At 46.4% G+C, this 26,440-nt stretch carries 32 protein-coding genes, 2 tRNA genes and 1 riboswitch; of the genes, 15 read left to right on the top strand and 19 right to left on the bottom strand.

Annotated features, from left to right (window positions below):
- The first annotated feature begins 3 nt into the window (after positions 1–3).
- Genes H6859_00410 through H6859_00380 form a run of 7 tightly spaced genes read left to right on the top strand, consistent with a single transcriptional unit; the run spans position 4 to position 3,946 of the window.
- Positions 4–1,632 (top strand): hypothetical protein, encoded by a 1,629-nt coding sequence (locus tag H6859_00410; protein USO05704.1) that lies wholly within the window; start codon positions 4–6, stop codon positions 1,630–1,632.
- Between the two features lie 21 nt (positions 1,633–1,653).
- Positions 1,654–1,932, top strand: coding sequence for a hypothetical protein (locus tag H6859_00405; GenBank protein ID USO05703.1), 279 nt, complete (start codon positions 1,654–1,656; stop codon positions 1,930–1,932).
- Positions 1,932–2,417 (top strand): hypothetical protein, encoded by a 486-nt coding sequence (locus H6859_00400; GenBank protein USO05702.1) that lies wholly within the window; start codon positions 1,932–1,934, stop codon positions 2,415–2,417. Before H6859_00405 ends, H6859_00400 begins: the two co-directional genes overlap by 1 nt.
- Positions 2,410–2,640 (top strand): hypothetical protein, encoded by a 231-nt coding sequence (locus H6859_00395; GenBank protein ID USO05701.1) that lies wholly within the window; start codon positions 2,410–2,412, stop codon positions 2,638–2,640. Before H6859_00400 ends, H6859_00395 begins: the two co-directional genes overlap by 8 nt.
- Complete coding sequence (locus H6859_00390) at positions 2,637–3,002, top strand: hypothetical protein (protein ID USO05700.1); 366 nt, start codon at positions 2,637–2,639, stop codon at positions 3,000–3,002. Before H6859_00395 ends, H6859_00390 begins: the two co-directional genes overlap by 4 nt.
- Entirely contained in the window at positions 2,995–3,183 is a 189-nt protein-coding gene (locus H6859_00385; GenBank protein ID USO05699.1) for a hypothetical protein, read from the top strand. Before H6859_00390 ends, H6859_00385 begins: the two co-directional genes overlap by 8 nt.
- 1 nt (position 3,184) lies before the next feature.
- Complete coding sequence (locus H6859_00380; protein ID USO05698.1) at positions 3,185–3,946, top strand: hypothetical protein; 762 nt, start codon at positions 3,185–3,187, stop codon at positions 3,944–3,946.
- Here H6859_00380 and H6859_00375 read toward each other — a convergent pair.
- Genes H6859_00375 through H6859_00365 form a run of 3 tightly spaced genes read right to left on the bottom strand, consistent with a single transcriptional unit; the run spans position 3,939 to position 4,985 of the window.
- Complete coding sequence (locus tag H6859_00375) at positions 3,939–4,217, bottom strand: hypothetical protein (protein ID USO05697.1); 279 nt, start codon at positions 4,215–4,217, stop codon at positions 3,939–3,941. The genes H6859_00380 and H6859_00375 overlap by 8 nt on opposite strands.
- 14 nt (positions 4,218–4,231) lie before the next feature.
- Positions 4,232–4,723, bottom strand: a complete 492-nt coding sequence (locus tag H6859_00370; protein USO05696.1) for a helix-turn-helix transcriptional regulator — start codon at positions 4,721–4,723, stop codon at positions 4,232–4,234.
- A 10-nt stretch (positions 4,724–4,733) separates the two neighbouring features.
- On the bottom strand, positions 4,734–4,985 hold the full coding sequence (locus tag H6859_00365; protein ID USO05695.1) for a hypothetical protein: 252 nt from the start codon (positions 4,983–4,985) through the stop codon (positions 4,734–4,736).
- 544 nt (positions 4,986–5,529) lie between these two features.
- On the opposite strand from H6859_00365, the gene H6859_00360 reads away from it, so the two are divergent.
- The gene (locus H6859_00360; protein ID USO05694.1) at positions 5,530–6,288 is read left to right on the top strand and encodes a TerB family tellurite resistance protein; all 759 of its coding nucleotides are present in this window, start codon (positions 5,530–5,532) and stop codon (positions 6,286–6,288) included.
- Positions 6,289–6,329: 41 nt separating this feature from the next.
- Here H6859_00360 and H6859_00355 read toward each other — a convergent pair whose 3' ends face one another.
- The 10 genes from H6859_00355 to H6859_00310 form a co-directional block, all read right to left on the bottom strand.
- Positions 6,330–7,205, bottom strand: coding sequence for a cation transporter (locus H6859_00355; protein ID USO05693.1), 876 nt, complete (start codon positions 7,203–7,205; stop codon positions 6,330–6,332).
- Between the two features lie 2 nt (positions 7,206–7,207).
- Entirely contained in the window at positions 7,208–7,462 is a 255-nt protein-coding gene (locus H6859_00350; protein ID USO05692.1) for a hypothetical protein, read from the bottom strand.
- A gap of 2 nt (positions 7,463–7,464) precedes the next feature.
- The gene (locus H6859_00345) at positions 7,465–7,713 is read right to left on the bottom strand and encodes a hypothetical protein (protein ID USO05691.1); all 249 of its coding nucleotides are present in this window, start codon (positions 7,711–7,713) and stop codon (positions 7,465–7,467) included.
- A 15-nt stretch (positions 7,714–7,728) separates the two neighbouring features.
- Positions 7,729–10,878: an efflux RND transporter permease subunit gene (locus tag H6859_00340; protein USO05690.1), complete on the bottom strand. Its 3,150-nt coding sequence runs from the start codon at positions 10,876–10,878 to the stop codon at positions 7,729–7,731.
- A 15-nt stretch (positions 10,879–10,893) separates the two neighbouring features.
- On the bottom strand, positions 10,894–11,859 hold the full coding sequence (locus H6859_00335) for an efflux RND transporter periplasmic adaptor subunit (protein ID USO06644.1): 966 nt from the start codon (positions 11,857–11,859) through the stop codon (positions 10,894–10,896).
- Positions 11,860–12,134: 275 nt separating this feature from the next.
- Positions 12,135–13,397 (bottom strand): TolC family protein, encoded by a 1,263-nt coding sequence (locus tag H6859_00330; GenBank protein ID USO05689.1) that lies wholly within the window; start codon positions 13,395–13,397, stop codon positions 12,135–12,137.
- Positions 13,394–13,666, bottom strand: coding sequence for a hypothetical protein (locus H6859_00325; GenBank protein ID USO05688.1), 273 nt, complete (start codon positions 13,664–13,666; stop codon positions 13,394–13,396). Before H6859_00325 ends, H6859_00330 begins: the two co-directional genes overlap by 4 nt.
- Before the next feature lie 138 nt (positions 13,667–13,804).
- The gene (locus tag H6859_00320; GenBank protein USO05687.1) at positions 13,805–14,128 is read right to left on the bottom strand and encodes a hypothetical protein; all 324 of its coding nucleotides are present in this window, start codon (positions 14,126–14,128) and stop codon (positions 13,805–13,807) included.
- Positions 14,129–14,202: 74 nt separating this feature from the next.
- Complete coding sequence (locus H6859_00315; GenBank protein ID USO05686.1) at positions 14,203–16,497, bottom strand: AAA family ATPase; 2,295 nt, start codon at positions 16,495–16,497, stop codon at positions 14,203–14,205.
- A 93-nt stretch (positions 16,498–16,590) separates the two neighbouring features.
- Positions 16,591–16,667, bottom strand: a tRNA-Met gene (locus tag H6859_00310).
- Between the two features lie 321 nt (positions 16,668–16,988).
- Positions 16,989–17,082, top strand: a riboswitch (TPP riboswitch).
- Between H6859_00310 and H6859_00305 the strand changes: the two genes are divergently transcribed.
- From H6859_00305 to H6859_00290, 4 genes are all read left to right on the top strand, one after another.
- Positions 17,079–18,143, top strand: a complete 1,065-nt coding sequence (locus H6859_00305; protein USO05685.1) for an FAD-dependent oxidoreductase — start codon at positions 17,079–17,081, stop codon at positions 18,141–18,143. It overlaps the preceding riboswitch by 4 nt.
- On the top strand, positions 18,115–18,315 hold the full coding sequence (gene thiS / locus H6859_00300; protein ID USO05684.1) for a sulfur carrier protein ThiS: 201 nt from the start codon (positions 18,115–18,117) through the stop codon (positions 18,313–18,315). Before H6859_00305 ends, thiS begins: the two co-directional genes overlap by 29 nt.
- 2 nt (positions 18,316–18,317) lie before the next feature.
- Positions 18,318–18,773, top strand: a complete 456-nt coding sequence (locus H6859_00295) for a hypothetical protein (protein ID USO05683.1) — start codon at positions 18,318–18,320, stop codon at positions 18,771–18,773.
- Positions 18,766–19,554, top strand: a complete 789-nt coding sequence (locus H6859_00290; GenBank protein ID USO05682.1) for a thiazole synthase — start codon at positions 18,766–18,768, stop codon at positions 19,552–19,554. The genes H6859_00295 and H6859_00290 overlap by 8 nt, the downstream gene beginning before the upstream one ends.
- 416 nt (positions 19,555–19,970) lie before the next feature.
- Here the strand turns inward: H6859_00290 and H6859_00285 are convergent, their stop codons facing one another.
- From H6859_00285 to H6859_00270, 4 genes are all read right to left on the bottom strand, one after another.
- Positions 19,971–20,309 (bottom strand): transcriptional regulator, encoded by a 339-nt coding sequence (locus H6859_00285; protein USO05681.1) that lies wholly within the window; start codon positions 20,307–20,309, stop codon positions 19,971–19,973.
- Positions 20,310–20,383: 74 nt separating this feature from the next.
- Complete coding sequence (locus H6859_00280) at positions 20,384–20,686, bottom strand: type II toxin-antitoxin system RelE/ParE family toxin (protein ID USO05680.1); 303 nt, start codon at positions 20,684–20,686, stop codon at positions 20,384–20,386.
- Positions 20,687–20,689: 3 nt separating this feature from the next.
- Positions 20,690–21,034, bottom strand: coding sequence for a DUF4102 domain-containing protein (locus H6859_00275; protein USO05679.1), 345 nt, complete (start codon positions 21,032–21,034; stop codon positions 20,690–20,692).
- Positions 21,035–21,326: 292 nt separating this feature from the next.
- Positions 21,327–22,199 carry a hypothetical protein gene (locus H6859_00270; GenBank protein USO05678.1) on the bottom strand — a complete coding sequence of 291 codons (873 nt, stop codon included), beginning with the start codon at positions 22,197–22,199 and terminating at the stop codon, positions 21,327–21,329.
- Between the two features lie 319 nt (positions 22,200–22,518).
- On the opposite strand from H6859_00270, the gene H6859_00265 reads away from it, so the two are divergent.
- Both H6859_00265 and H6859_00260 read left to right on the top strand, forming a co-directional pair.
- A complete protein-coding gene (locus H6859_00265) occupies positions 22,519–22,917 on the top strand; it encodes an Eco29kI family restriction endonuclease (protein ID USO05677.1) in 399 nt (132 codons plus the stop codon).
- A gap of 102 nt (positions 22,918–23,019) precedes the next feature.
- Positions 23,020–24,159 (top strand): hypothetical protein, encoded by a 1,140-nt coding sequence (locus H6859_00260; GenBank protein ID USO05676.1) that lies wholly within the window; start codon positions 23,020–23,022, stop codon positions 24,157–24,159.
- On the opposite strand, the gene H6859_00255 is transcribed toward H6859_00260, so the two are convergent.
- The gene (locus H6859_00255) at positions 24,133–25,026 is read right to left on the bottom strand and encodes an integrase arm-type DNA-binding domain-containing protein (GenBank protein USO05675.1); all 894 of its coding nucleotides are present in this window, start codon (positions 25,024–25,026) and stop codon (positions 24,133–24,135) included. The two genes, H6859_00260 and H6859_00255, sit on opposite strands and share 27 nt — an antisense overlap.
- A gap of 165 nt (positions 25,027–25,191) precedes the next feature.
- Positions 25,192–25,267 (bottom strand) — tRNA-Glu (locus tag H6859_00250).
- Between the two features lie 431 nt (positions 25,268–25,698).
- On the opposite strand from H6859_00250, the gene H6859_00245 reads away from it, so the two are divergent.
- Entirely contained in the window at positions 25,699–26,367 is a 669-nt protein-coding gene (locus H6859_00245; protein ID USO05674.1) for a histidine phosphatase family protein, read from the top strand.
- Positions 26,368–26,440: the final 73 nt, after the last annotated feature.

Raw genomic sequence — 26,440 nt, 5'->3', positions numbered from 1 at the left:
AACATGCCTCAAATTGATGAAATATTGGTGCCAGGGCAAAGCGTGAATAAGCAGCACTTGCGGCAGTATCTTGCCGCACGAGAGTTTCCGCGCCCAGAGGATTACGGCGCAAAAAGAAACGGTATTGATGATGACGCGCCCGCCATTAACCAATGCTTACAGGAAAACAAACTGGCTATTTTATCGCCCGGAACATACCGTATTGCCGAGCCTATCGTCCTGAATTACGGCATGAGTATATTGGGCTATGGCGATATGAGTATTATACAGGCGCAAGAGGAAGCCTTAAACGAAAACGAGCTTCCGCCTTATTCTGCGGATTTTAACGCTATCGAAATTGTTGAGGGTTATTGTCTTGTCCAAGATTTAAAAATCATTGGCGGGGCCTCAGCACTTTTCCTTGCGGGAAAAGTCGGCCCTTGCGTTAAAAATGTTATTGAGAATGTAACCATTTGGGACGCACAAATCGGCGTAACCTTGGATGGATGGAATGATACTCAAAAGCCTTGCTATTGGAATAATATAAGCCGTGTTCTTGTCGCCCGCCCCGGCATTAACGGGGTTTTGCTTACAACCACGCCGGATGATTGGGAAGACCCGGAAACGTTCGGGGATTCACCAAATGCAAATAAGTTTTACGATGTGCGCGTTTATTCACTTTCCTCGCCTCTTTCCGGTTCCGGGTTCTTTATCTCAACCGGGCAATATAATAATTCCTTTATTGATTGTGAGGCTAACGTCCACACAGATGCAGAGGCGTGTTTCCGGCTCGGTTTTCTTGCGCGGCATAATGTTATTACCAATTTTTACGCAGAATGCTTAGGGCTTGCGCCGGGTATTCGGATAGATAACGGTTCTATTGATAATACAATTATCCGCCTTTTCTCAGCGACCGGCGGCGCAGCTATTTGGGACCCCACCTTGCAGGGCGAATATCAAGCCTTTGACGCGGGCTATCCCAAAAAGAATTTTATCAAGGATGCATATATAACCGATGTGCATATAGACGGCATGACGCGCGGGACAACTTATATTGATCCGCCTGAGGATCATGTCGGCGACATTTCAATTGATTTGGAGCATACCTTTTATCTTTTAAGCTCCTTCAACAAATCTTATGACCTGATTTTGCCGAATGCCGGAAACGCAACCGGGCGGTGGGTTACGCTCAAAAAAAGCGATTTAAGGGATAACCCAATTTACGTGAAAGAAGATAGCGGCAACGGGCCGGATAACCGGACGCTTACGCTCTTACAGCAATACGACACGGTTACGCTCGTTTCTAATGGTGCGACTTGGTGGATTTGCCAAGACAACCGTATGCCCCGGCCTAGCCGCTATATTGATAATGCCGCCGCACCTTCCGGTACGTTTCAGGCAGATATGCTTAACCGGGTTTATTTGGTTTCAGCTTTTTCAGGGCAAATCATTTTTGAAATTCCTACCCCCGCGCAAGCGGCAGGCCGAATGTGTACGATCAAGAAAATTGATCCTTCCGGTAATCATGTGAAAGTCCAAATGGCGGGCGGCTCCGGTGGGCCGGACGCTCAAATCTGGTCATTAACAAGCCATTTTGCCGCCATAACGATTTATTCGGACGGCGGCCAGTGGATTGTCATTTCAACATATTAACCAAACAGAAAAGGAAAAAGTATGACACCAGCAGAATGGGGGCTGCTGTTCGGCATTATTGCCCACAGCGTGGCCGTGATTATGGCGCTTGTAAAGCTTGTGGTTTGGGTTACGTCCCATGTTACGGCCAGCGAGCAGAAAATTCAAATACTTGAACAGCAAGTCAATAATGATGTAACGGGTCGCCGGGTGGTAGGAGAAATGAAAGAAGACCTCGCCACGATCAAAGCGCAAATTAAAGATATGCGGGAAGATATGCACCACCTCCGCAAAAAAGTGGATGAAAACGGGGGGCAATAATGGACATTCGACAGCTTCGTGATTATGTGGTGCGGCCCGCTTTGGAACGCATTAACGCTTGGACACCAAACGCCGAACAGTTGGTTATAGGCACCGCCCTGGCAGAAAGCAGGGCGTTTTTCATTCATCAAGTCGGGCGCGGCCCTGCGCGCGGATTCTTCCAAATGGAGCCGGTTACGCATGACGATATTTGGGAAAGATATTTAAGCCGCAGGCCCGCGCTTCTGAATGAGCTAAAGGGCCTCATAATGCGGGATATGGATTTGCATGACCAACTGCATGGCAATCTGTTTTATGCGGCGGCCATGTGCCGCATTTTTTATCTTCGCTTTAAAGAGCCGTTGCCGGAAATGAACGACTGGCCCGGCATGGCCGCTTATTGGAAGAAATATTACAACACGCCGGCAGGTGCCGGCACTGTCGAGGGTTTTATACAAAAGGCTCGGCCCGCCTTTGATCTTTATGTAGGAGGAATTAATGATTAAACCTGACAATACCGATCCCATAAGAGTTAGGCGTTTTCTTGCCTTTTGGGTTTCTGTCTATGCCTTTTTGATACTCCCAAACTTGCTGGTGGCCTATCAAATTTTAGCCGGGGCCGACATTGGTTTGCTTCAATCCATCCTAACCTATATCGGCATTTTAGCCTCAGGCCCTATTGGAGCTTATCTCTATGCGGCCCACAAAAACGGGAATAAGGAAAAATGATTAGTTTTATTTTGAAAAACTGGAAATGGTTAAGCGCCGTTTTCACGGCCCTTATTCTCGTAGGTTATATAGCTTGGCAGGATCACGAAATTACGAACCTAGAAAGAAAATTGCTGGCTTCACAAGCCAGCGCCGCCTCATACGAAAAGAGCCTTGCCGAATTGCAAACGGACACCAAAGCAAAAATTGAAGCTTTGGAAAACGAAAATAACCAAAGCGTCACACGCGCCAAGGAGCTTGAACGCTTGCTTGGTACTATAGAAGGAGCAGACGATGAAAAAGACGGCCCTTGCGCTCCTGTACTGTGCGATACAATTAAGCGCCTGTACGGGAAACCCGCAGACACAAGTAAAAGTGATTAAACCGGAGATCCCGCCAAGCCTGCGGCAATGTCAAACCTCTCCGGCCTATCCCGGCGATGAAGTCACACAAAAGGATATTGCCGCATGGGGAGCAAAACTCTGGTACGCGCACCAAGATTGCCGATCAAAGCTCGAAAATATTAATAAAGCTCTTGGTTATACCACCACGAAGGATAATTAAAATGTTAGTCAATACCGGCAATATGTTTGCTTACGGGCGGCGAGAACGTGACCCGATTCTTTCCATTGGAAATCTTTATCACTACAGCGACCCGGCACTTTCAAAAAAAGTTTTTCATTCGGAAAATTATTTGGAAGAAATTCATCCCATTAAAGGAACATATATTCTTGAACAGCCTGCACCAGAATCTGCCATGCATTTTAACCCTGCTTTTTTTAACGGATTAGGCGGGTATGGCTTTGAAGATGTGGCGCGCTGGATGATGTACGATGCAGACCCCACACCGTTTCAGGTTGAAAGGACAATCGGTATGGTGATTGATATGCCTGGCCCATTTGAAAACAATCAAATTTTTGGGTTTTCTAAATTTAATGCCTTTAACACCCATTGGCGTTTATCGACCAGCGGTGCATCAGGTGGCCGAATAACTTACGGGAGAGCTGAAGACCACCCGGACGGAGAATTTCCCTCCCTTGTAACAGGAGCGCTCGGCGCATCCTATATAATCATTATTCGTCAAGTTTCCCTTACACAGCACGAATTTTATATCAACTCCCCGGACAATCCGGTCATTCTTAACCCAAACGATGGTTACTGGACTTTTGATAGGATAAGGCTAATGCTTGGGCGTATCGGTGGCACACGGTCGGAAACAGGTGTAAGAATTGGCCCTATTTTTGATGCCTTCTGCCTTATTAGCCCCGGCCACCTTCGCAAAATCATGGAATTTTGGTCTGCCCGCACCGGCATACCTCTTACTTAGTTTTTAAACGTTCTAAGGCTTCTGCGGCTTTGTTATATCCCAATGCCTCAGCGCTCAGATAATCACCGAGAGCCTCGGCTTTATTGCCAAGCTTTTCGTGAGCGAGTCCGATGCCATACATATAAACGGCTTGCTCTTCCACGGTCGCACCGCTTTCGATTTGGTGCATAAAATATTCGGGCGCTGTCGCCGGTTCTGAATAGGCGCGCTCTATAACCTTCCTTTCAAATGCTGAATAGTTTGTGCATCCGGCCAAAAGTAACAGCGTCAAAAACAATCTCCCCATTATTCCCCGCCTCTCTCTTTTTCCTTTTCGATTAACTCGTCCAGAAATTTATTTACTTTTTGTACGTTGTGATGGTTGAGAAGAACGGCCTCCGTGTATTTTCGTATGAAACAAATCAACGCGCCATTTGTTGACAGGTTTTCGACTGTTAAGGCTGCATTTAATTTTTTTCGTGAATCCTCTAATACATGGAGAAAGGGCTCTTGTTCATTGTCTGAAAGGCCCGCGGTTTTTTGGATTTGGCTTTCTTCATAGCCGTAAACAAAATAATCAAAAGGCACATCCAAAGCTTTACTAACGTCATATAAAACGCCCGCCGCTACACGGTTACTGCCTTCCTCATATTTTTGTACTTGCTGAAAAGTTTTATTGATTGAACTGCCAAGCCGTTGCTGTGAAATTCCTAAAAGGCAGCGGCGTATTCTTATGCGCTTGCCCACATGAATATCAATCGGTGTGGCGCGCGGCCCTGTGTTTTTTGATTTAGCCATATGATCCTCCCTAATGCTGGCATGGTAAAAAGTCGGGAGATAGCTTTTCTAATACACAAGCCCAAAAAACAGCCCGGCTAAAGTCTGATTGTTTCCATGCCTCCGTTTCCCTTTCAAAAGCTTCATTGATGGCGCGCCCTCCGTAAACGGAAACCAAAACCCCTGCGGCTTCCTCCGGCTTTGCGGCTCCCCAAATATCACCGTATAAACGGTTTTCCAGAGTTTGTTTAAAACTGCTTAATGACATAACAGCTCCTTTCATGTGCTAATGCCATGAACAGAGCGTCTCTCTGGAGCCGAGAGGTTGATAACACCAACAAGCGGTGCGCGCGGTATTTCCGCAAAACGGTATTGTATTCCCGCGCCCTCTCGACATAAGAGAGCGCGCAATTTTGTGAATACTTAGCGCGGTGTAACTTGTTCGGGTTATCAAGCCCTGTCACGGTATTAATGTTTAAACTAATCATTGCTTTTTGCATAGCGTTGATACTCCAAATAAAAACCACCATGCCGTTTTATCGGGCATGGTGGCCGGAGGTTAGTAGACCGAACATTAGTACAGCCGCGACAGCCTTTAGGCCGGAGCCTTGGACATACGCTGCCGCCCCCCGGCCATAAGACCGAGAAGCGACAAATTACGTTTTGCCAGACGCTAATGTTCGGGCCTACTACAGCCCGGCCTTGCCCTTTTTTCGACAAAGCACTCTTATCTAAGCAGATTTTTAGGAAAATGTAGAGAGCTGAATTTGCCCGTATTGCAACTAAAAGCATTGAAGATTCAAGAGGAAATGCTAAAAACATAAGATATGTTTACAGTTTTGTTGAAAAACGTTTTGGGGAAAATGCCAATGCCGGAGCCGGAAGTCCCGGAAAACCGGCACATACGGCTCGTGGAAGACGAACCTCAGACAGAAATTGAGGCGGAGGAGCAGGCGGAGGCACTTGCGGATAGCATAAGCACGGCCGTCTTTATTACATATAAAAACTCCAAAGGGGAAGAAAGCGAGCGCCGTATTAGCGTTAAGCGCGTAAGCCGGTCTGCCAAAGGAGATTTGCTTGTCCGGGCCTATTGTTTTGAACGAAAAGCCGTTCGGTGTTTTCGCGCGGATAGAATTGTAGAGGCGGTCGATTTGGCGACTGGCGAGGTTTGGGATACTCAAACGGAAATCCTTGAATGCTTCGGCGTGGTCGAGAAGACCTTGCCGGTTGATCCCAAAGCAGCCACCCGCGAAGCCCTTACAAAGTGCCGCCACGCTATGAATGTTCTGGTGTACCTGGCACGTTGCGACGGTCATTTTCACCATGAAGAAGAAAACATTATTATTCATTATTTGATGGATGAGTGCTTTGATTGTGAATTCCATGACGAATATTTGTTAGCGCGCATAAGAAAACTTTATCCGGATACCGATAGTTTCTTTGACTCCCTTGACTATTTGGAAGAGAAAAACCCCGAAGCTTTGGGGAAATTGGCTCGATATGCCGCCCGCCTTGTGCAGGCCGATGGTGAAATCGCAAAAGATGAAATGGACTTTATGAACGAATTACAAGCCTATTCCACCTGAATACCGCCCTCAGGCTGTAAAGCCCGAGGACGGCGAATTGCTTAATTACAAACGGTATTTTCAAACTCCAATGTTGAATGCTCAATATCGAATTTGTCGTGCAATATTTTCTTGAGGCGGGTTTTTAAATCATCCATTTCCGCACTTTCACTTAAAACCACATGAGCCTCTAAAGCATTGCGGTGTTCGTCCAGTTGCCAAACATGGACATGATGAACGTTGACCACGCCTTTTTCGCTTTCCATTGCTGCAACCACTTCCTTAATGTCCATGCCCTCCGGCGTACCTTCCATGAGCAAATGAATGGTTTTAGGAATCTCTGTAAAGCCCTGCCACAAAACGTAACCGGCAATAATCAGCGTCATGGCGGCATCTGTCCAAACCCATCCGAACAGCAAAATAAGCGTTCCTGTAATAATGACCCCGACCGAGGCCAAAGCATCCGTTAAATTATGCAGAAAAACTGCTTTGATATTCATGCTTGTTTTGGATTGATTATACGTTAGCACCGCCGTGAAAATATCAACGACCAGCGCAATTCCGGCAACGGCAATAACTGTCCAGCCTGCAATTTCCTGCGGCGTTATAAAGCGTGTGACCGCCTCATAACAAAGATAGAGGCCGATAACGATAAGCGTGGTCAAATTGATAAGCGCCGCCACGGTTTCCGCCCGTTTGTAACCAAACGTTTTAAATTGATCGGGCGGCTTACGGCCTATGCGTATTGCCACCAGCGCAATGAGAAGCGAGGCTGCATCACTAAAATTATGCAATGCATCGGCAACCAGCGAAAGTGAGCCGGAAATAATCCCGCCGATGACTTGCGCGACTGTTAGCAACATATTGGCTAGTACCGCCCACCAAAGGCGGCGCTCACCAATTTCAGACGGGTTTCCGTGATGGTGATGATGTCCCATTTTTAATATCTAACCTCCACTGGCCTTCCGGTCATTTCTTCGCAAACATATTGCATTCTTTTATGTTGCTCTATGTTTTTAGGGTTGTCTTTGACAAGCCCGCGCTCAATTTCCTTTTTACATTCTTCGGCCAAAATCAGGCGCTTTTCATCTTCTGTTTTGCCGTCCAGTTTCTTTTCCAGCATTCCGTAATGCGACCAGCTGCAAGCGGACAGCACGGCAACAAAAGGAAGTAAAAGTAAGGTTTTCTTAGGCATGGTTATTCCTCCGTTTCTTTATTGAGATCATCCATATGGTGGCATAGCGCCTCTCTATGGGCTTCATGGCCGGGGTAATGCCCGCCGCCATAGATAGGGTCGCCAAAGCGCTCAAGGCAGATATAGTAAAGCTCCTGCTGGCGTTCTGCGCCGGTTTTCCCTGCCAGCCTTTGCTCAACGGTTGGTGCCCTGAAAGACTCGCATCCGGCCAAAGCAAGGCAGGCAATTAATATAGGTATGGTTTTTTTCATTTTTTGCTCCTTTCGTTACGAAACTTTTCTCTTGTGCTCTTCTACAAAGCGCCGTGAAAATACGCCGTATAGAACCGGCAAGACGAACAGTGTTAAAAGTGTTGAAGAAAACAATCCGCCGACGACCACAGTTGCCAGTGGCTTCTGGACTTCTGAACCTATACCCGTTGCCAAAAGCATCGGAATAAGACCTAAAGCCGCAATAGAGGCGGTCATAAGAACAGGGCGCAAACGGGATAATGCGCCGCTAAAAACGGCTGTATCCGCGTCTGTGCCACCTTCAATGAGCAAGTTGATTGCATTGACCATAACCACGCCATTCAAAACAGCTACGCCAAACAAAGCGATAAAGCCGATTGATCCGGGAACGGACAGGTATTGCCCTGAAAAATACAGGGCAGCAATACCGCCGATCATGGCCAACGGGACATTCAGCATAATCAGCGCTGCCTGGCGCACCGAGCCGAAAGCAAAAAACAGCAAAAGAAAAATAAGACCAAGCGAGAGAGGCACAACAATCATAAGCCGTGCCTGCGCCCGTTTTTGGTTTTCAAATTGCCCGCCGAAAACAACGGAATAACCGGGCGGCAATTTTACTTCTTCCTTAATGCGCTTATTGATTTCTTCCACAAAACCGCCCATATCGCGTCCGGTCAGGTTAGACTGAATTACAACGCGGCGCTGCACATCATCCCGCCTGATTTGCGGAGGGCCTGCCTCAATCGAAACATCGGCCACATCACCAATGCGAACCCACGCACCGCTTGGTGCCTGCATAATTAGGTCGGCAATAGCATGGGGATCGTTCCGGTATTTTTTGGCCAGCCGGACATAAATGTCATAGCGCTCGTTGCCTTGAATAACCTGTCCGGCCTCATTACCGCCAATAGCATCGGAAACAAGGGACATAACCTGTCCGACTGGAATGCCGTAACGAGCAAGCTGGTCACGATCAGGCTTGATAACAAGCTGCGCTTCACCAGCAATCTGTTCCATTTCCACCGATTGTGCACCTTCAATTTTACGCACTAACGTTTCAATGGCCTTGCCTTTTTCTGCCAAAATATTCAGGTCGGGGCCGAATAGTTTGATAGCAAGTTGTGCTTTCACACCGGAAAGCAACTCATCCACGCGGGTTGCAATAGGCTGTGAGAAGGTAAATAACAAGCCCGGATGAACGGACATTTTTTCTTCCATCAACCTTTGCAATTCAAAGCGGTTTGAAGCCGAAGTCCACTCCTTGACCGGTTTTAGCCCAACGTAGATTTCCACGTTAGATACCGGCTCTGGATCACCGCCAAGTTCCGCGCGCCCAACACGGCTTGAGGCGTAAAGCACCTCGGGAAACTCCATCAGCTTGCGTTCCAAAGTTTGAGCGACTTCCAAAGAGGTTTCCAATGACGAGGAAGGGGCTAGCGTAACACGGATATTAACCGTGCCTTCTTCCAGCTCTGGCACAAACTCGGTTCCCAAAAACGGGACAAGAGCCATAGAGCCTATAAACAACGCAACAGCGGTTATCACAATCGCCTTTTTAGCTTTAAGGGCTGCCGACAGGCTTTTCTTGTATCCTGCGTCTATAGCATCAATCAGTTTGTTTGATTTGTGATCGACACTGCGCCGGAAAAGATAGGTTGCCAGTGCAGGAATAACCACCAAGGCCACCATAAGAGAAGCCAGCATAGCCAGCACAATGGATACGGCCATAGGCTGGAATAGCTTGCCCTCCACACCCTCAAGCGTAAATAGCGGTGTGAAAACAACAATAATAATCAAAACGGCAAAAAAGACTGGCCGTCCCACCTCGCGGGCTGCTTCTAAAATACGCAAGCTTGTACCTTGTGGATTGTCGCTTTCATCGTGATGAGAAAGATGTTTGAATATATTTTCCATCATCACAACCGAGCCGTCCACCATCATACCAATGGCAATTGCAAGACCACCAAGGGACATGAGGTTTGCCGAAATTCCCCAATAGGCCATTGCCATCAAAGCCATAGCAATTGAAATAGGGACCGAAAGCAGAACCAAAATTGCAGCTCGTATGTTCATCAAAAATAAAAACAGAACAATGACAATCAGTACAAAAGCCTCAATCAAAGCCTTGCTAACCGTGTGAACAGCTTTACCAATAAGGTCTGCCTGATCGTAAAACGGCTCAATAATAACCCCTTCAGGCAAGGCGTTTTGAATAATTGGCAAGCGCTCATATATCTGGTCAATTGTGTTTTTAGTATTCGCCCCCATGCGCTTCATAACTACGCCGGTAACGACTTCTCCCATCTGTTCGGGTTTACCGCTTTCATCGCGCATCGTAATGCTAACGGCTCCTTGGCGAATTTCAGAGCCGTAAGAAACTTCTGCAACGTCACTAACTTTGACTACAACACCGTCTTCATCCTTGACCGGGACATTGGCAATATCGCGCAGACCGTCTTCGCCGCCCCGAACCCAACCCACGCCGCGAATAACAAGCTGCTCTGAGCCTTTGTTCATATACCAGCCACCGGCATTGCGGTTATTTTCCTCAATGGCCTCCACTACATCTTCGGCATGAAGTTGGTAGGAAAGCAATTTTGCCGGTTCAAGATTAACCTGGTACTGCTTTACTTCACCTCCAAATGACAAAACTTCGGTTACTCCATCAATCGGCATAAGCAATAATTTAACCACCCAGTCATTCAAACTGCGAAGCGCCATAATATCGAATGTATCGGGATCATTCGTGCGCAGCATATATTGGAACACTTGTCCCAAGCCAGAGGTGTTTGGCCCCATTTCAGGTGTTCCCACGCCCTCAGGAATCTGCTCCCGTGCATCCTGCAATCGTTCAAAAACGAGCTGGCGGGCAAAGTAAATATCCGTTCCCTCTGTAAAAACGACTGTAACAATGGAAAGGCCGGTTTTTGAAATCGAGCGCACTTCCTCTACGTCCGGGAGGGAGTACATAACCGCCTCAACCGGGTAAGTGATAAGCTGTTCGACTTCTTCGGCTGCAAGCCCTTCGGCCTCCGTATTCACCGTGACTTGTACGTTGGTAACATCGGGAAACGCATCCAGATTTAGGTTTGGCAAAATCATAATTGCCCCGACCAGAATGGACGCCAGCATTAGAATGACCATTAGGCGGTTACGTACCGCACCGTCAATAATTGTATTAAGCATATTTTTTCTCCCGGCTTAGTGGTTGTGTACTTCAAAGCCGCTTTTGGCGAGTTCCGATTGCACGAAAAATGCACCCTCTGTAACAACCCTTGTGCCTTCCGGCAGGCCGTCAATGACGGTATAGTCTTCAACCGTTCTTAGCGTTTGCACTTCTTGTGGTTTAAACTGTCCCGGCTTTTCTTCGACATAGACCACCCAATCTCCGTCCGCCGAACGAAGGACAGAAGATGTGGGAACAGCTAGGTATTTTTGCTCCCCGCCCGTTTGTATGGCTGTATCGACATACATACCGGGATGGAGGCGGTCTTCCTCGTTATCAACTTCAATACGAATTCCAATCGTGCGGGTTTCCTCATCGAGCAAATGGTGCTTTTGAACGACCTTTCCTTGCAGCCAGCCATTGCCGGGCACATGAATGCGGGCGTTTGCTTCGGTTTCAATCTGCTTTGCATTTTCTGGAGATAAGCGGCTTTCAACCCATAAAGCGGACTCATTAACAATATCGAATAGAACGCGGCCCGGCTCAATCAATTCGCCTTCAATAAAATTATCGCTGACAATTGTACCGGCTTGTGGGGCAAGGAGTTGAAACTCGCCCGGATTTCCTTTGGCCCCATTTTTATGCAGGGCCTCAATTTGTTGCTCTGTCATACCGTAAGCCATAACTTTGGCGCGCGCTTGTTCATCGGCAATTTGGGCTTCGCTATAGCGTTTTGCAGAAACGGCTGCCGATCCGAGCTGTTGCACCCGCCGCCACTCTTTATGGGCCACTAGAGATTCACCAATGGCCGCAGCCATTTCAACGGAAGAAAGTGTTACAAGCGGTGTGCCTTGTTCGACCTTATCTCCTAACTTAGCGTGACGAGATACTATTTGCGCTTCGATGCGCGGTGTCACTTTACTGCTTAAATAGGAATTCAAAACAACCTCGCCGGGGGCTTGAATTTCACCTTCCAGATTTTGCAAGGTTAAAGGTTCCACAAGAATTCCGGCGGCTTTCAGAGATTCTGGCGAAATCTCTATCTCACTTTTTTCTTCGTGTCCGTGGCCTCCTTCTTCGCCGTGATCGCCGTGACCTTCTTCACTTTCTTTTTCGCCGTGATCTTCATGTTCACCGCTTTCTTCATGTCCGGCCCCCGGTTCATCTTGTTCTTTTTCAACATGCGATCCCTCGTCATGGCCGTGACCATCCTCGGCGGCATAAGAATAAAAAGTAAAACTGAAAGCAGCCAATATTGTTAAAACTAATAATAATCTCATTGATTTTCTCCTGTGTTTTGTATCCATTGCTCAACGCTGCCCGAAGCAGCCAGCCACGCAAACCATGATTGCCAGACTTTTCTGTGCAGTTCCTTTGCCGCCACTTCCGTATCAAGCGCTTGCTCAATTTGCACCAAATAATCCGTTGCACTTAAATCTCCGACCTTGACTTTACGGTCGAGAATATCGACTTGTTCTGCCAAAGCCTGAGCGCCGTTCTCTTGCCAGTTTTCCCATGCTTTTCTGGAAAGCTGGTAAGCGCTGCGGCTTGCCTGCAGGCGTGTTCTTGCTGCATGGTAAGCGTTCTGTCCGGCCTTTGCTTCGGCCAAGGCCTCTTGCTTCGCCTGTTCTACCTCCGCGCCGTAAGTATTGAATACATACAAAGGCATCGAAACCGAGAAACCAATCATATCGGCTCCGGCATCTTTCCCGCCGACAAGACCGACGGTCGGATCGGGAAGGCGATCCTTTTGAGCTTGGGTAATAACAGCCTTGGCCGCTTCTTCCCGGTGCTTCCTTGCGCGCAAAGAGGGCAGCTGCATTAAAACCTGATCTTCGTTATCAATGCCAAGTACAGGCTCCGGGAGTGTTTCAGGCAACTCCGGTAAAGCAAAGAAGTTATCGGGAGCAAAGCCGATTGCTGCGTCCAGCGCCTGCCTGCTTTCGGCCAATGCTGTTTCTGAATCCGCCTGCTCAATCAAGGCCTCTGACAAAGCCAATTGCGCCAGATTATATTCACTTTGGTCAATATCGCCCGTCTTAAAGCTTTTATCTGCAAGCCCTGCAAAACGCTCCATTAAACTTGAACGCTGCGTTGCCAGCCCAAAAACATCCTTAGTCGCATTGTATTCGGCTAAGGCTGCCAAAACATCAATGGCGATATTTTGCCTAATTTCATCACGTTCGGCCTGCGCCGCCATTAATTCAAATTTGGCCGTTTTGCCGGAGGACAGGAATTTTCCACTCCAGTCTATTGTTTGACTAACACCGAGAACCTGGGTTTTTTCTTCGCCCTCAACATCTTCCACTTCATATTCTACTTCCGGATTATGTTGCCAGCGCGAGGCTGCTTTTTGTCCTGCCTGGGCAGCGGCGACCCTCGCCTCTGCTTCCTGTACGGAAGGGCTTGCCTGCCATATGTAGTTAATGAAATTTTCAATACCCGGCTTTTTCGAGGCTAGTTCCTGCGCTTGCGCTATGCCGAACATAAAAGGCATAACCAAAGCTGTTATAGCCAGAATTTTTAGGTGTTGTATCATTGTATTTCTCCTTGGTTTTCAGATTGAGCGGCGCTCTGATTTTGCTGTTCGCGCGCCTGCCTTTTCTCAAAGATTTCACGCCGCACTTCATGTTTGCATTCAAGGCGTTTTTTAACTGATGGATAGCGGGATTTAGGGCAGCGCTGTTGCTCGATGCTGGCAAAGCGCGGCATATCCTCAACCGCAATTGTTTCTGCGTTTTGGTCGGCCTTCGCCACTCCCGAAACCCCTAAAAGGGCTATAAAAGTAAATGTCAGTAAGCTTTTCATTGATTCGTTCCTTTCGTTTGATAAAAAAGCGACATGCAGGCAAAAGCCGGGCTTTTGCCTGAAACATACAGGAGTGTTGTGTTTGGAGATTAGATTAGACGTATTACGCCCAAGCCAAGATACACTTCACCCCTGAAATTAAATCCGGGGTGGGCGTTTTAGGCCATAAACGAAATCGGAAAGGTAGATTGATTCTGCGCCAAAACCCTGCCTGTCTTTTGTTGCGGCCTGTAAGGAAAAGCCGTCACTAAGGCCATTGGCTGCATGGTGGTGATGGTGCATACCGCAGCCACCACAAGCCATATCACAGCAGCCCGGATAAGCACTGTTATCAGGCCCGCTATCCATATCAGCAGAAATTTGGGTTTGCGTATCTAGGGAAGTGGTATGTGCATGCGCTAAGTCAGCCGTTATAGAAACGACCAAGGCAAAAACAGAGAATATCATCAAAAACTTGCGCATCGTCATTAAGCTAACATTGCCCTTCAAATTATTCAATAAGAAGGATACTAAAAAGCAAAAAAATGGAAATTTTTCTATAAAAGTGCTCCAACAACTTTCAAGGTTCTTTTCACATATCCCTTAAGCTCATTGTCATTAATAGCTTCCGTGGCGGCATTAGGATTTTCGCCGTGATGATAACGGCGCGAATACCCATTCAATTCTTCCAACTCATCACAAACATCCTTAAGGGGGAATTCGTCGTCGTATCCCCTGATTTTCCCAACAATGGTGCCAAGCGCATCGTTATCCGCAAACCTAGTGGGATACAGATTCCGGCAATATCCCTCCAAAACAGGGCGTATTTTTTGGACAACATCCCTTTGGTTGCCGTCATTGGCGCTTGTGTAATATTTGCTCAATGTATCAATGTCGGCCCGGTAACGCGCTTGTACAGCCTTTTCAATATCCCATTCGGCAATGCCGGTGTTTTTCTCCGATATGCGGAAAAGCTGAAAAGTCTTGCGTTCATCCGTAGGCAAATCGTCCCAAACAAGCTTTAAGAAATGCTGGTCATGCGATAACACAATAACTTGCGCGCATTCCCTTCCGCATTTTTTGATGCGTTGTGCCGTATGGCCTTTTCTGAAATCGTCCTGGCTGTTAAAGGGGTCGTCAAAAACCACAATCTTGTTTGCTTTATCCGGGTCATGTTCCAATTGCGCCAAGAAGAACGACAACGCAAGCGCGCTACGATCACCCGAACTAAGGGTGTTTTTGAAACTCGGCTGGTCAATTGGCGTATCCGAATTGCCAAGATCAACCGGCGTTTGATTGATAAGGATTTGATAGCTTGTGCTTGGCGCGCCGCCCCTGTAACCGTGTGACGTTTCGGTAATTTGAAAACCGGCGTTAAAGCAATCAAGATACTCATTGATCGTTTTTTCGTATTTCTTGATTATGCTTTGTGTGTATTCATCCAGCTTTTCTTTGGCCGCGGTCTTCCGGTCTTCCAAGTCTTTCTTTTCCATTAAAAGCTTGCGGTATGCGGTGCATTCCGCGTCTATTTGTTGGTCACAGCGCCTTTGGGCGGCTTTCAACTTTGCCAATTCCGTTTCCACTTGCCGCACTTCGCGGCCTTGCGCTTGCTCTTTCTTTGCGCGGATTAGGGCGTTTGCCGTATCTACAGCTTGATTGTATTGCACGATTGCCGCCTGAAACTGGCGCAGAATTTCAAAATCTGAAAGCAAGGAAGCGTCCGGATTGATTTGCTCAAGGGGTGCTTGCGCTTTTCGTTCCAAATGAGTGAGGGCGCTTTGCCGCAAGCGCGCCAAAACGACGATAAGGTCGTAGGATTCCTGCAAGGCCGGGGCGGTTATATCGCAGTATTGCGACCAAAATTCCACGGCGGCGGCGTTCTTATGCTGAACCCGGTCAATTTGAGCCAAGCCCAAATCGCCAAAACTATCCGAGATCTCATCACTAAGGGCCTTGATTTCATCTTTAAGGGCATTGTAAGCGGCGCTAAAGAACCCTTTATAGGCTTCGATAAGATCAACGCCGGTCAAGTCCTGGCCGCAAAAGGGGCAATTATCATCATGGATATAAGAGCAACCTTCCGAAAGCCATGTTTTACCGCGCGCCTGCATATTGTGAGTTTCGATATGGGCGGTTATCTGTCTTTCCGCATCGGCTTCAACGCCGTCAATGGTTTTCGTCAAAATCGGCAAAAACTCATCCGGGACGGCCGGAAGGCTCATTTGTTCCAATTCGGAGCCACGCTGCAATTGCGCGGATTGTTTGACGGCCTGTAAATCTCTTTCCTTATCCGCAACCTTGCTATCAATGGAATCGTCTTCTTTAGGCAAGGTTATAAAATAATCCGCATCCATAACGCCGTCCGGAATTCTGGATTCCAGAAAGGCTTTCTTATCTTTGATTTCACCGTTTTTGATCTTGATAGCCGCGTCAATGGCGTTGACTTCAAGGGCCAGATCAACGCCCGCCTTGCCTATGATGACATTATACAAGTTTCTTCTATGGTCTATTTCAACGCAATCGCCGGAAAAAACATTTTCGGCCACAAAGGTTGAATCGAAAATAGCAATATCGGAAACTTGCTGGTTCCATTGTCCGTTCCTGAAGACGGCATTACCGCCGTTAAGCCGGATTTGAACCTCGGGCGGGTTTTCTTCGCCACCTATGGTTTGCCGCCCCATAATATAGGCGGGCATGCCGGTTTGAAGTGAGCGCAATATAGCGCAAAGGGTTGTCTTGCCCCGGCCATTTTCGGCAAACACTAGGCTGTTTTTGCCAAAGCTTACGTCACCGGCAGCCTTACAATTTTGAAACCGGCCCACGCCCTTTATTGATATGAGCTTCTCAAGCATCCCCGCATCCTTTTAAAAATTTTCTGATTGCCATTAACAATATTATTAAAATGGACAAAAATAAAGCCGCTATGAAGCGGCTTTATTTAAAACTGGTTGCGGGGAGTGGATTTGAACCACTGACCTTTAGGTTATGAGCCTAACGAGCTACCAGACTGCTCCACCCCGCGTCAAAAAAATCAATTCATATATAACATAAAAGCGTATGACAATCCCGTATGACATTTCACTGCTACTTACTGCTACAAATAGCACTTTTTAACTTTTTACGCTCTTAAAAACTCCTATACTTTTCAACCTCTTAATCCGTCCATTTTTTCAACTCGTTAGGTTATGAGCCTGACGAGCTACCGGGCTGCTCCATCCCGCGATACAAAAAAACAAAAGACCGCAAGGCCCTTCAAAGAATGGATGGTGATATATAGCGCCCCGCCCGGTTAAAAGCAAGTCACATCAATTGACTTTTTACAAAATAAGCATAAATTGGCGAAAACACTCACCGGCGGTGCCCATAAGGAGCTGAGATTATACGCCCGGGACCTGATCCAGATTGTACTGGCGTAGGAAGCGTGAGACGAAAGATGAGCCAACAACCACAAAACATAGCCATTATCGGCGCCGGCATTACTGGACTCTGCTCCGCCTATACCATGCTTGAGGATGGCCATGGCGTAACACTCTATGACCCCGCAGGCTTCCCGGCCGATAACGCCAGCTTCATGGCTGGCGGCATGCTCGCGCCTTTGGCCGAAATCGAACATATGCCCCATGAATGGATCGAAGCGGGCTTAGGCAGCATCGCCCTGTGGGCCAAATTTGCAGAAAAGCATGGCGATGGCCTAGGTTTTGACTTTCGCCAAAACGGCAGCCTCCTGCTCGCCCATGAGGAAGATCGCTATATCTTACAGCGCTTTGCCGCCCACCTGCCCGCCGGTAAGGGTGAATATACCGCTACTAGTGAGCTCGAACCAGCACTGGCTGAAAAATTCCCGCAAGGGCTATATCTGGCTGAAGAAGCCCACATTAATCCTGCCCCGGCCATGCACGCCTTGTGTGATTATCTCAAAGCCGCAGGCGTAACCTTCATTCAGGAAAAAGCCGACCCCACGGCCATAAGCGCACAATACGACCATGTCCTTGACTGCCGCGGCATGGGCGCGGCATGGGAAGACAAAAACCTGCGCGGCGTTAAAGGCGAAATCGTCATCGTCCACAATACCGAACTGGCCTTAAACCGCCCGGTCCGCCTGATGCATCCGTGCTATCCGCTCTATATCGTCCCGCGCCCTGACCACATCTTCATGATCGGCGCCACCATCATCGAAAGTTCTGACAATACACAGGTCAGCATCCGCTCCGGCCTAGAGCTCCTCAGCGCCCTGTACAGTCTGCACCCGTCTTTCAGCGAAGCCGAAATCATTGAAGTTAAGGCCGGCATTCGCCCATCCTACCCCGACAATTTGCCGCGCATAGAAATATCAAAAAATGACAACATCATCCGCTGTAACGGCCTGTTTCGCCATGGCTTTATGCTTTCTCCAATAATAGGACGGTGCGTAGCGGATCATATTGCGGGCGGACAAAATAATTTCCTCAACCTGCTAAAGAAAGACCGCGATGAACATCATCATCAACGGGCGGCCTAAAAACTTCACCGCCCCGCTCAACCTCTATGACGTGCTCGCACAAGAAGAAGTCATCGGCATGATGATCGCCGTGGCGCGTAACGGCACCTTCGTGCCCAAAGGCGATTATGCGCACACTATCCTCAAAGATGGCGACGACATCGAAATCGTCGCCCCGATGCAGGGAGGGTAGAAATGAAGAAAATATTTTTGTTACTAGCTATTTTACTTTCTGTTTCAGCATGTCTCAAAGAAACAAGAATTGACGCTTCAAGTGAAGAAAAGCTACAAAAAAGCATTGCAGAAATTATGAAAGAACTCGAACCAGACCAACAGAAGAATTTCTCACAATCTTTGAAAATTATTATGTTTGGTGATGTTGAAAATATTATGGACTTGGCCTCTATAGGACAAAACACCGCAATTTTCAAAGGCATTTTCCAAGCAAAAGTTGATGGAAAAACTGCTCAAGAAATTGTAGAAATGGCAAACAAAATAAGTTTTTCCCGTGAAAACACAAAACCAATCGCTGAAAGAGCTGGCGTACCCATTACGGCGGATGATTTTTTAAACGCGCAAAGAGATGGACAAAAAAGAGCTGGTAACCCTATTTTAGCAGATGATTTTTTAAATACTAAAAGAGATGAATAAAAAAAAACTCGTCATTAACGAAACCATCCTCAAATCCCGCCTGTTTTTGGGCACGGCTGGTTACCCGTCACCACAGGCCTTAGGCGAAAGCATTGAGGCGGCACAGCCCGGCCTGATCACCGTGTCTTTGCGCCGCGAAAGCAAAGCCGGTAAAGGTCAGGATTTCTGGAACATCCTTAAAAATTTCGACGTACCGATCCTGCCCAATACCGCCGGATGCCACAGCCCCGAAGAAGCCATCACCACAGCCGAAATGGCCCGCGAGGTTTTTGAAACCAGCCGTATCAAACTTGAAATCATTGGCGACCAATACACCCTGCAACCCGACCCCTTCGGCCTGTTAGAAGCCACCGAAGCCCTCCTGAAAAAAGGCTTCGAAGTCTACCCCTATATGACCGACGATCTGGTTTTGGCCCAGCGCCTTGCCGATCTGGGCTGTAAAATCCTCATGCCCTGGGGCGCGCCGATCGGCTCTGGCCGCGGCCTCAACAACCCTTATGCGCTGAAACAACTGCGCGAGCGTTTTCCCAATATCACCCTCGTTGTCGATGCCGGCATCGGCGCGCCATCACATGCGGCTCAGGTCATGGAAATGGGCTATGACGCCGTTTTACTCAACACCGCTGTCGCCAAAGCCGGACACCCCGCCGAAATGGCCCGCGCCTTCGCCCAAAGTATCGAGGCTGGCCGCGCCGCCTATCTGGCGGGGATCATCGCCCCGCAGGAAAACGCCACCCCTTCAACCCCGCTGATCGATAAACCCTTCTGGCACCAACAATAGATACCCACGGGTAAACCCGTGGTTCTATGGGGCTGCGCCGCGCTTTGCGCATTACAATTCCTCGCGGAATTGACCTGAATCCCGGTGTCCTTGACTTCCTGCGCAACGGCAAGAACGCGGACGGTAGCCCGGTCTATGGGGTGCCTAACACTGGGTGCCAGTGTTCCTAATTCCCTCCTGTAAGTGCCTGATAAAAAAGATGGATATTTCGCGCGGATTCTTTATGCTTGTCCGTGATCTGTTGTACGGGCAGGTCTGGGCTTAAGAACCCAAATCCAAAGTGGCAGGTACATTTCGCGTGTCGAAAGTTGGAAAGAGGGTTATATAGCGGGCTATTTAGAAGGTGCAAAATTGCTTATTGGTACATGGCCTGAAAACAAGGAAACACTTTGTCAAAGCAGCTTAAGTGCGCTCAATTAACCCTGCACAGAAACCCGTAAGCTATCAGCCTCTTTCACACCTTCTGTTTCCAGTAAAGTATGGGTTACTTGATTTAGATTGCTGAGGCTTGGATTGCCAGAAGGGCTCAGCATGCGCATAAGGCTTTCTTTTGGTATGCCCGTGCGTTTTGACAGTTTAGGAAAGCCAATCGTCGCGTTGATATAATCTCTGATATAGGATTTACCCACTTGAACATCTTCCGCATCGCCCGCAATAAGCATAGCGATGCCGCGCATAAGCATGCCACGACGAAAACCAGCGTCGCGTTTTGCCCTCTCCATAATTGTTTCTTTAAAATCGCGTGTAATAGCCATTTTTCACCTTACCCATTTCTATTTTTATGCTAACATATATGTTATTATTTGGCAAGTCAAATGTGTTAAAACGCTTATTTTTCAGACTTATAAGCACCCCAAAGCTTTTTAGCTTTAGCAATATCCTTGTCTTGCTTACTTTTTGTGCCGCCGACCAAAAGCACAATAAGCTCTTTACCATCCATAGCGTAATAAATGCGAATAGCGGGACTACCAAAAATCCGCCGCTCCATCACGCCTTCACCGACTGATTTATGATCGCCAAAGTTCCCTAATTCCATTCGGTAAAGGGCTTCCGTAACACGGAGCGCGTGTTTTGCCGGAACTCTTGAAAGCCATTTTGAGAAATGATCTTTGTACTCGACTATTTTAGCCATTGGTCAACCGTTTATGTTGAACTCGTGCCATTCGCGCGCGACTTTCTCGAAGGTATTCTCTGCATTTTCAAGGATTTCAGCTTTCCGCTTCTTGCGTTCTAAGGAAGGATCATGGCCTTCAGCAAGGAGTTTTCTGGCCTTGTCCCGTTTCTCCCGCGCCTCAGCTAGAGATACCTCAGGATAAGCGCCAAATGCGATTCTCTTTTCTTTGCCATTGTAACGGTATTTCAAGCGCCAGAGCTTGTTTCCTGCCGTTGTGACCTCAAGGTAAAGCCCTTGGCCGTCGAACATCTTAACGGCTTTGTTGGTCGGTTTGGCATTTTTGCATGCTGTATTGGTCAGTTTCATGTGGGGGCAAGCTCATTTCTGCTTTGGGGGCATGCACCCTAGCTTGCCCCCATTTTGTCCGATTGCACGCAATCTCTTGCGAACAGAAATGATTATACATGAAAGCTGAAACCGTTGCAAACGCTAGCGTTTTCGGTCATCAGTGAACATCTATGAATGTCGGTGAAGAGTAAAATTGGCGTCCCGTACGGGAGGGGGTGCCAATTTTTTGAACCCCTTGTAAACCGCAGTTTTCCAAGTTTCGCTATTGTTAAAATTAACCAAAATGTACAAATCTCTGTACAAAAATCAACTAATTTAAGCAATTTGGTAAAAATGGAATTCGAACTGGTGTTGCATTTTTTAGCATGCAAGTTTTCAGAAGCCATAATAGTGTCCAACTTAGAAAATAGGTGCTATGAAATGGATTGTAGAGAGAAGATGAAATGGTTCCAGATTTTGAAAATAGAATATAGGCATCTTCTAAAGTACTTGATGCTGTTGCGCGATAATAAGGTTTCCCCCGATATTCGAAAAAAATCTCCGGAGCACGTTGTTCAAAAAAGTTTGAGCACCCTTCAAAATAAGGATCGGTTATTTTTCCTTCATGTTCTTGAGCATGTAAGTAGGCATGATTAATACGCTCAGCCTCATAATGCGCCCTTACTAACTCAAGGCAAAGTTGAAAGAACTCGGTTTTATTTGCCTCACTATCTATATTTTCAAATTTTAGAATTTCTTGGGCTATACTTTCCTGCTCATCATCGTAATCATGAGAGGCTTTGAGGCTATCATAATGGCTTAATAGCTTTTCGCTTTCGCCTTTCATGTGTTTGATAACACCGGGGCTAAAGCCTTCAACGGGGTCATTGCGAACCAATGATGTATGAAAATAGTACTCTTCTGATGCATCTAAAAGCCGCTTTTCGAAGTGATTGCGGACGATTTCTTTGATTTTTTCTTCTGATAAATGCATTGCCACCTGCGTAATTTGCCCAAAAAAGGATAGCGCGGCATTGCTCATTCTCCAACACTTTGAACGAGCTTGTTTGAAGTCCTCGGTTTTTAGAGACTTTTTGTATTCTCTGTAGGGAAAATACAGTGCCAGTTTTGCAGGAATAGCTATCCGGAAATAGAAGTGCTTGCCATGCTCATATAGGTAGCTTTGACCATGTACTTTTTTCAAAGGGATAATCCTTCTCTGTACAAAGCGCTGTACAAAAAAGCGATGCCCAAAAAAATACGGGTTTTTAAGTAACTGAATTATAAGGGATTAAAGGCAAAATGGCGTCCGTACGGACTTCTAAATAGCTTATCAAACAATTGATTTAAATATCAATATTTGTTCGGGTTTATGCATATACCCCTTAATATACCCCTTATTACTGTTTTTACTACGTGCTTATTCGTTCATTTTGCTTCCAATCAATAAGGGTTGTATAGCATTTTATAGTGAAATATATTAAAGTTCTATTTTCTTTAAAAACCAATAACTTGATAGAATTATGGCCTCAGATAATAGCTCTAATTTTGACCAAAGCCTGCACACCTTCCAGTCTTCTGTATTTCAGAAGGTAATTACTGATGCTATAAATTTTTTGATTTCATCACCAGTAGAGCCATTGCCTCCTAACCACTCTTTTCCTGGAGCTGGCGTTTATCTGTTGTATTATAAAGGCTCTTTTGAGCCATATTCGCCGATAGCTGAGGCTAATACTAAGAAGATGAATATGCCTATTTATGCTGGAAAGGCTGTTCCCAGTGGCTGGAGGCAATCCCGATCTGTTACAAACACGTCGCCCGCGCTTTATAATAGATTGAAAAAGCACGCCAGAAGTATACAAGCCGTAATCAACGCATCAAAAGTACTCTTACATCAACATGCTAACCTCATATTGCCTTAATCGCCTGAGTTGATGTAGTCTTTAATCTTACAACCGCCTAAAAAATTCCTAACTAAGTCTTTCAAGCTAACATGCTGCTAAGGACTTCAGAAAGAATAACAAATGAGTACAACTGATAAATCCGTAAAGTTTTTTCCCAAGCATCTCGAAGATCAACCATCTGATACAGATAAATTTGGCGGAGGTGAAAAAATCGCACAAGCGATCAAAGAAATAATAGACAACACTCCTTGTGACAATGATCTTTACAGAAGAAAACCTATCGGTCTTTTAGGGGGGTGGGGTAGTGGTAAATCCTCAGTTATTAAGAACTTAAGTAGATTATATACGCCTGAAAAAGCTCAAGCTGGTAAAGCTAAAAAATCACCAGAATTGAAAACGTATATTTTTGAATTTGATGCTTGGGTTTACGAAAATGATCCTATTCGACGCTCTTTCTTGGAAGCTTTTGTTAAATTTTTGGCTGGAGAAACAACCCCTAACGGAGATGTAATCACTACTGAAGAAGAATGGCAAGATGATCTAGATCGTGTCAAAGGCCAGAGTGAAGATCATATAACAACAAGTACACCTGTATTAACTGAAAGCGGAAAAACGCTCGGAATTTCTTTAATGCTCTTTCCTATCGGGCTAGCAATGTTGGCTAATCGTATAGATGCTGCTTGGTACTATTATTTATTATTGGCGTTCTTAGGTATCCCTTTTTGGGTTGGGTATTGGGCCAATAAATTTCATACTGATAAAGAAAACGTACTTTCTCTATTTTTTAACAAAACAACTGACAAAGTTGTAAACCATATTGTTAAAACTCCAGACCCTACAGCCATAGAGTTTCAAGATATTTTTTCAAAAATTTTGAACAAATGTCTTTCAAATGAAAACACCCGTCTAATAGTAGTAATCGATAACTTAGATCGCCTGCCAGAAGACAAGGCGCTGGCTCTTTGGGCTACCATGAGAAGCTTTTTTGTTGATAGAGAGGGAGATAGCGCTGCTTTCGATAATTTGTGGTTAATCGTACCTTTAGACCCCGTATCGCTCAAAGTTCTCTTCGATGGCGAGAACATTGATCAGCCTTCTGTGGATGCGAAAATAAAGTCTTATCTCGAAAAAACTTTTGAAATTACTTTTCGAGTTGCGCCTCCCGTTCTTTCTGACTGGGAAAAGTTTTTAATCGAAAAAGGACAAGAGGCTTTTTACGATCCATCAATAGCCTCAAAGAATGATTGGAAGACCTCTTAATTCTTCAATCAAGGCTATCGATTGCTTAGAAAGAGGCACAAGATGATCGTTTTTCATCTTCATGCGTTTTCCCGGAATAACCCATAGGGCGTGTTCCATGTCGAATTCACCCCATTCCGCTTTAATGAGCTCATTTGTGCGTACAAAGGTCAGCATCATTAACTCAAGGGCGATTTGCGATTGCCGATGCATTCGTGATCTATGCTTATCTATTGCTCTTAAAAGATCGGGTAAGTCTTTCGGGTCTATGGCGGCATATGATTTTGTAGTCGGTGTTTTTATAAACCCCTTCAAATCTTCAGCCACGTTCTTTTCTGCGTAGCCGTTAATGATGGCGTATTGAAAAATATGCTTGCTCATTTGGATTACGCGCTTTGCAAGTTCATTAGCGCCACGCTCTTGAATGGTCTTGGACAAATCAATGAGCATTTGGTGAGTGACTGATTTAATTGGTACATAACCAATCACTGGAAACACGTCTTTTTGTAGGCGACGCTTTGTTGTTGCGTAATTGGTTTCTGACCACTCCGTCTTTTTATATTCCAGCCAGTCTCTAGCTATTTTTTCAAAAGTGTTGCCCTGTTCATATTTCTTGTGCGCTGTGGCTTCCCTTTTAAGCTGAACGGGGTCTTCGCCTTCTGCAACCAATTTATGAGCCACTCGGTGTTTTTCACGCGCTTCTGCAAGAGTTATTTCCGGATATACCCCCAAAGACATGAGTTTTTCTTTGCCAAGATGGCGATATTTGTAACGCCAGTACTTGCTTCCATTCTTATGAAGCTCCAGAAACAAGCCCTTTCCATCAAAAAGCTTTGCTCCGTCTTTTTCACGAGTTGCAGTGTCTATTTTCTTGGCTGTTAGCTTCATCTCAGGGGGTATACTTTTTCATCTAAAGTTTTATACCCCTTCCTGCACCCCCAAATTTTATAGAAGTTGTCGGAAGATACCGGAAGGCTCTAGACAGATTGTACGCCGTAGGCCCTGTAAAATCAATGATTTTTGGAATTTCTCGGATGTTGTCGGAAGAAGTCATGGCGTCCCGTACGGGATTCGAACCCGTGTTGCCGCCGTGAAAGGGCGGTGTCCTAGGCCTCTAGACGAACGGGACGCACTAGAAAATCTGAATAGACTGCGTGCTTTATAATGGAGAAAAGCCATAAAAATCAAGCCTTTCTTTTCATGCAAATGAAGATTTTTAGCTATTTTTAGAAACCTGGCCGGTTTCCAAGCGCTTGGCGAAGAAATACCAGCCCCATCCACGCGGGGCTTGCGTCCCCTATCTGGCGGCAAGTGAGGCTTGATCGCTTCCCATTGGGTGTCTGAAAGATAAAAATGACGCATAGTTTGGCTCCTTTCTCAAATCACCAAACCGTTGAATCATAAAATTACCTGTGTGTTTAGACCCTAGCATCATGAGCTGTTTAAAATACAATCATGGTGTGTAATACTATTAAATAGTTAGTGAGCCGATTCGTCAAAATATCATTTTGAGTTGTGATCGTAGCTGCTATTTGATTTTTATCTAAAGGGGGATTAATCATGACTTTTTTGAAGTGGACAATGACGGTCATTTTTCTGTGTTTTGCTGTTCTCGGACTACCGGCTTATGCGGAAACCGAGGCGGAAGAAATGCCTGCGCATGTGGCGCAGTTTTCCGGCCCACAATTGCTAGAGGAACTCAAAAAAGGCGGATACACCGTTTACTTCCGTCATGCCAAAACTGATCGGAAGCAAGTTGATACGGAAAATTCCGATCTGGAATATTGCGAGACGCAGAGAAATCTTTCTGATGATGGCCGCAAGCAGGCCGCAGCGATTGGTAAAGCTCTTAAAGAAGCGGGAATTCCTGTCGGCAATGTGTCTTCAAGCCCTTATTGCCGGTGCAAGGATACGGCCTCTTTAGCTCTGGGGAATGGCTACGAGGTTCTCGATGACCTGCAATTTGCAATCAATGCGCCGCCGGAAAAGAGAAAACAACGGGAGGAAACACTTAAAAATCTTCTGGGAAGTGCACCTGAAGATGGAACAAATAATTTTATGGTTTCCCATACCGGCAATCTCAAGGAAGCCATGAAAATCTGGCCCAAACCGGAAGGTGTGATGGTTGTCTTTAAACCTCAAGGAGATAGTCACGCCGAATATATGGGCATGATCAAGCCGGACGAATGGCCGGGAATGGAGGCCGGCAACAACGCCGATGAAGAATAGATGAAATTTCTCTCAGGACTTCGGATCAGGACGAAGTTCCTGATTATCCCGGTGTTGGCTTCCCTGTTTATAG

It is taken from the genome of Rhodospirillales bacterium (genome assembly GCA_023898785.1).
Taxonomy (GTDB): domain Bacteria; phylum Pseudomonadota; class Alphaproteobacteria; order Micavibrionales; family Micavibrionaceae; genus TMED27.
Note: the sequence above shows the minus strand (reverse complement) of the source record. Positions and strands in the feature narration are given on the sequence as shown.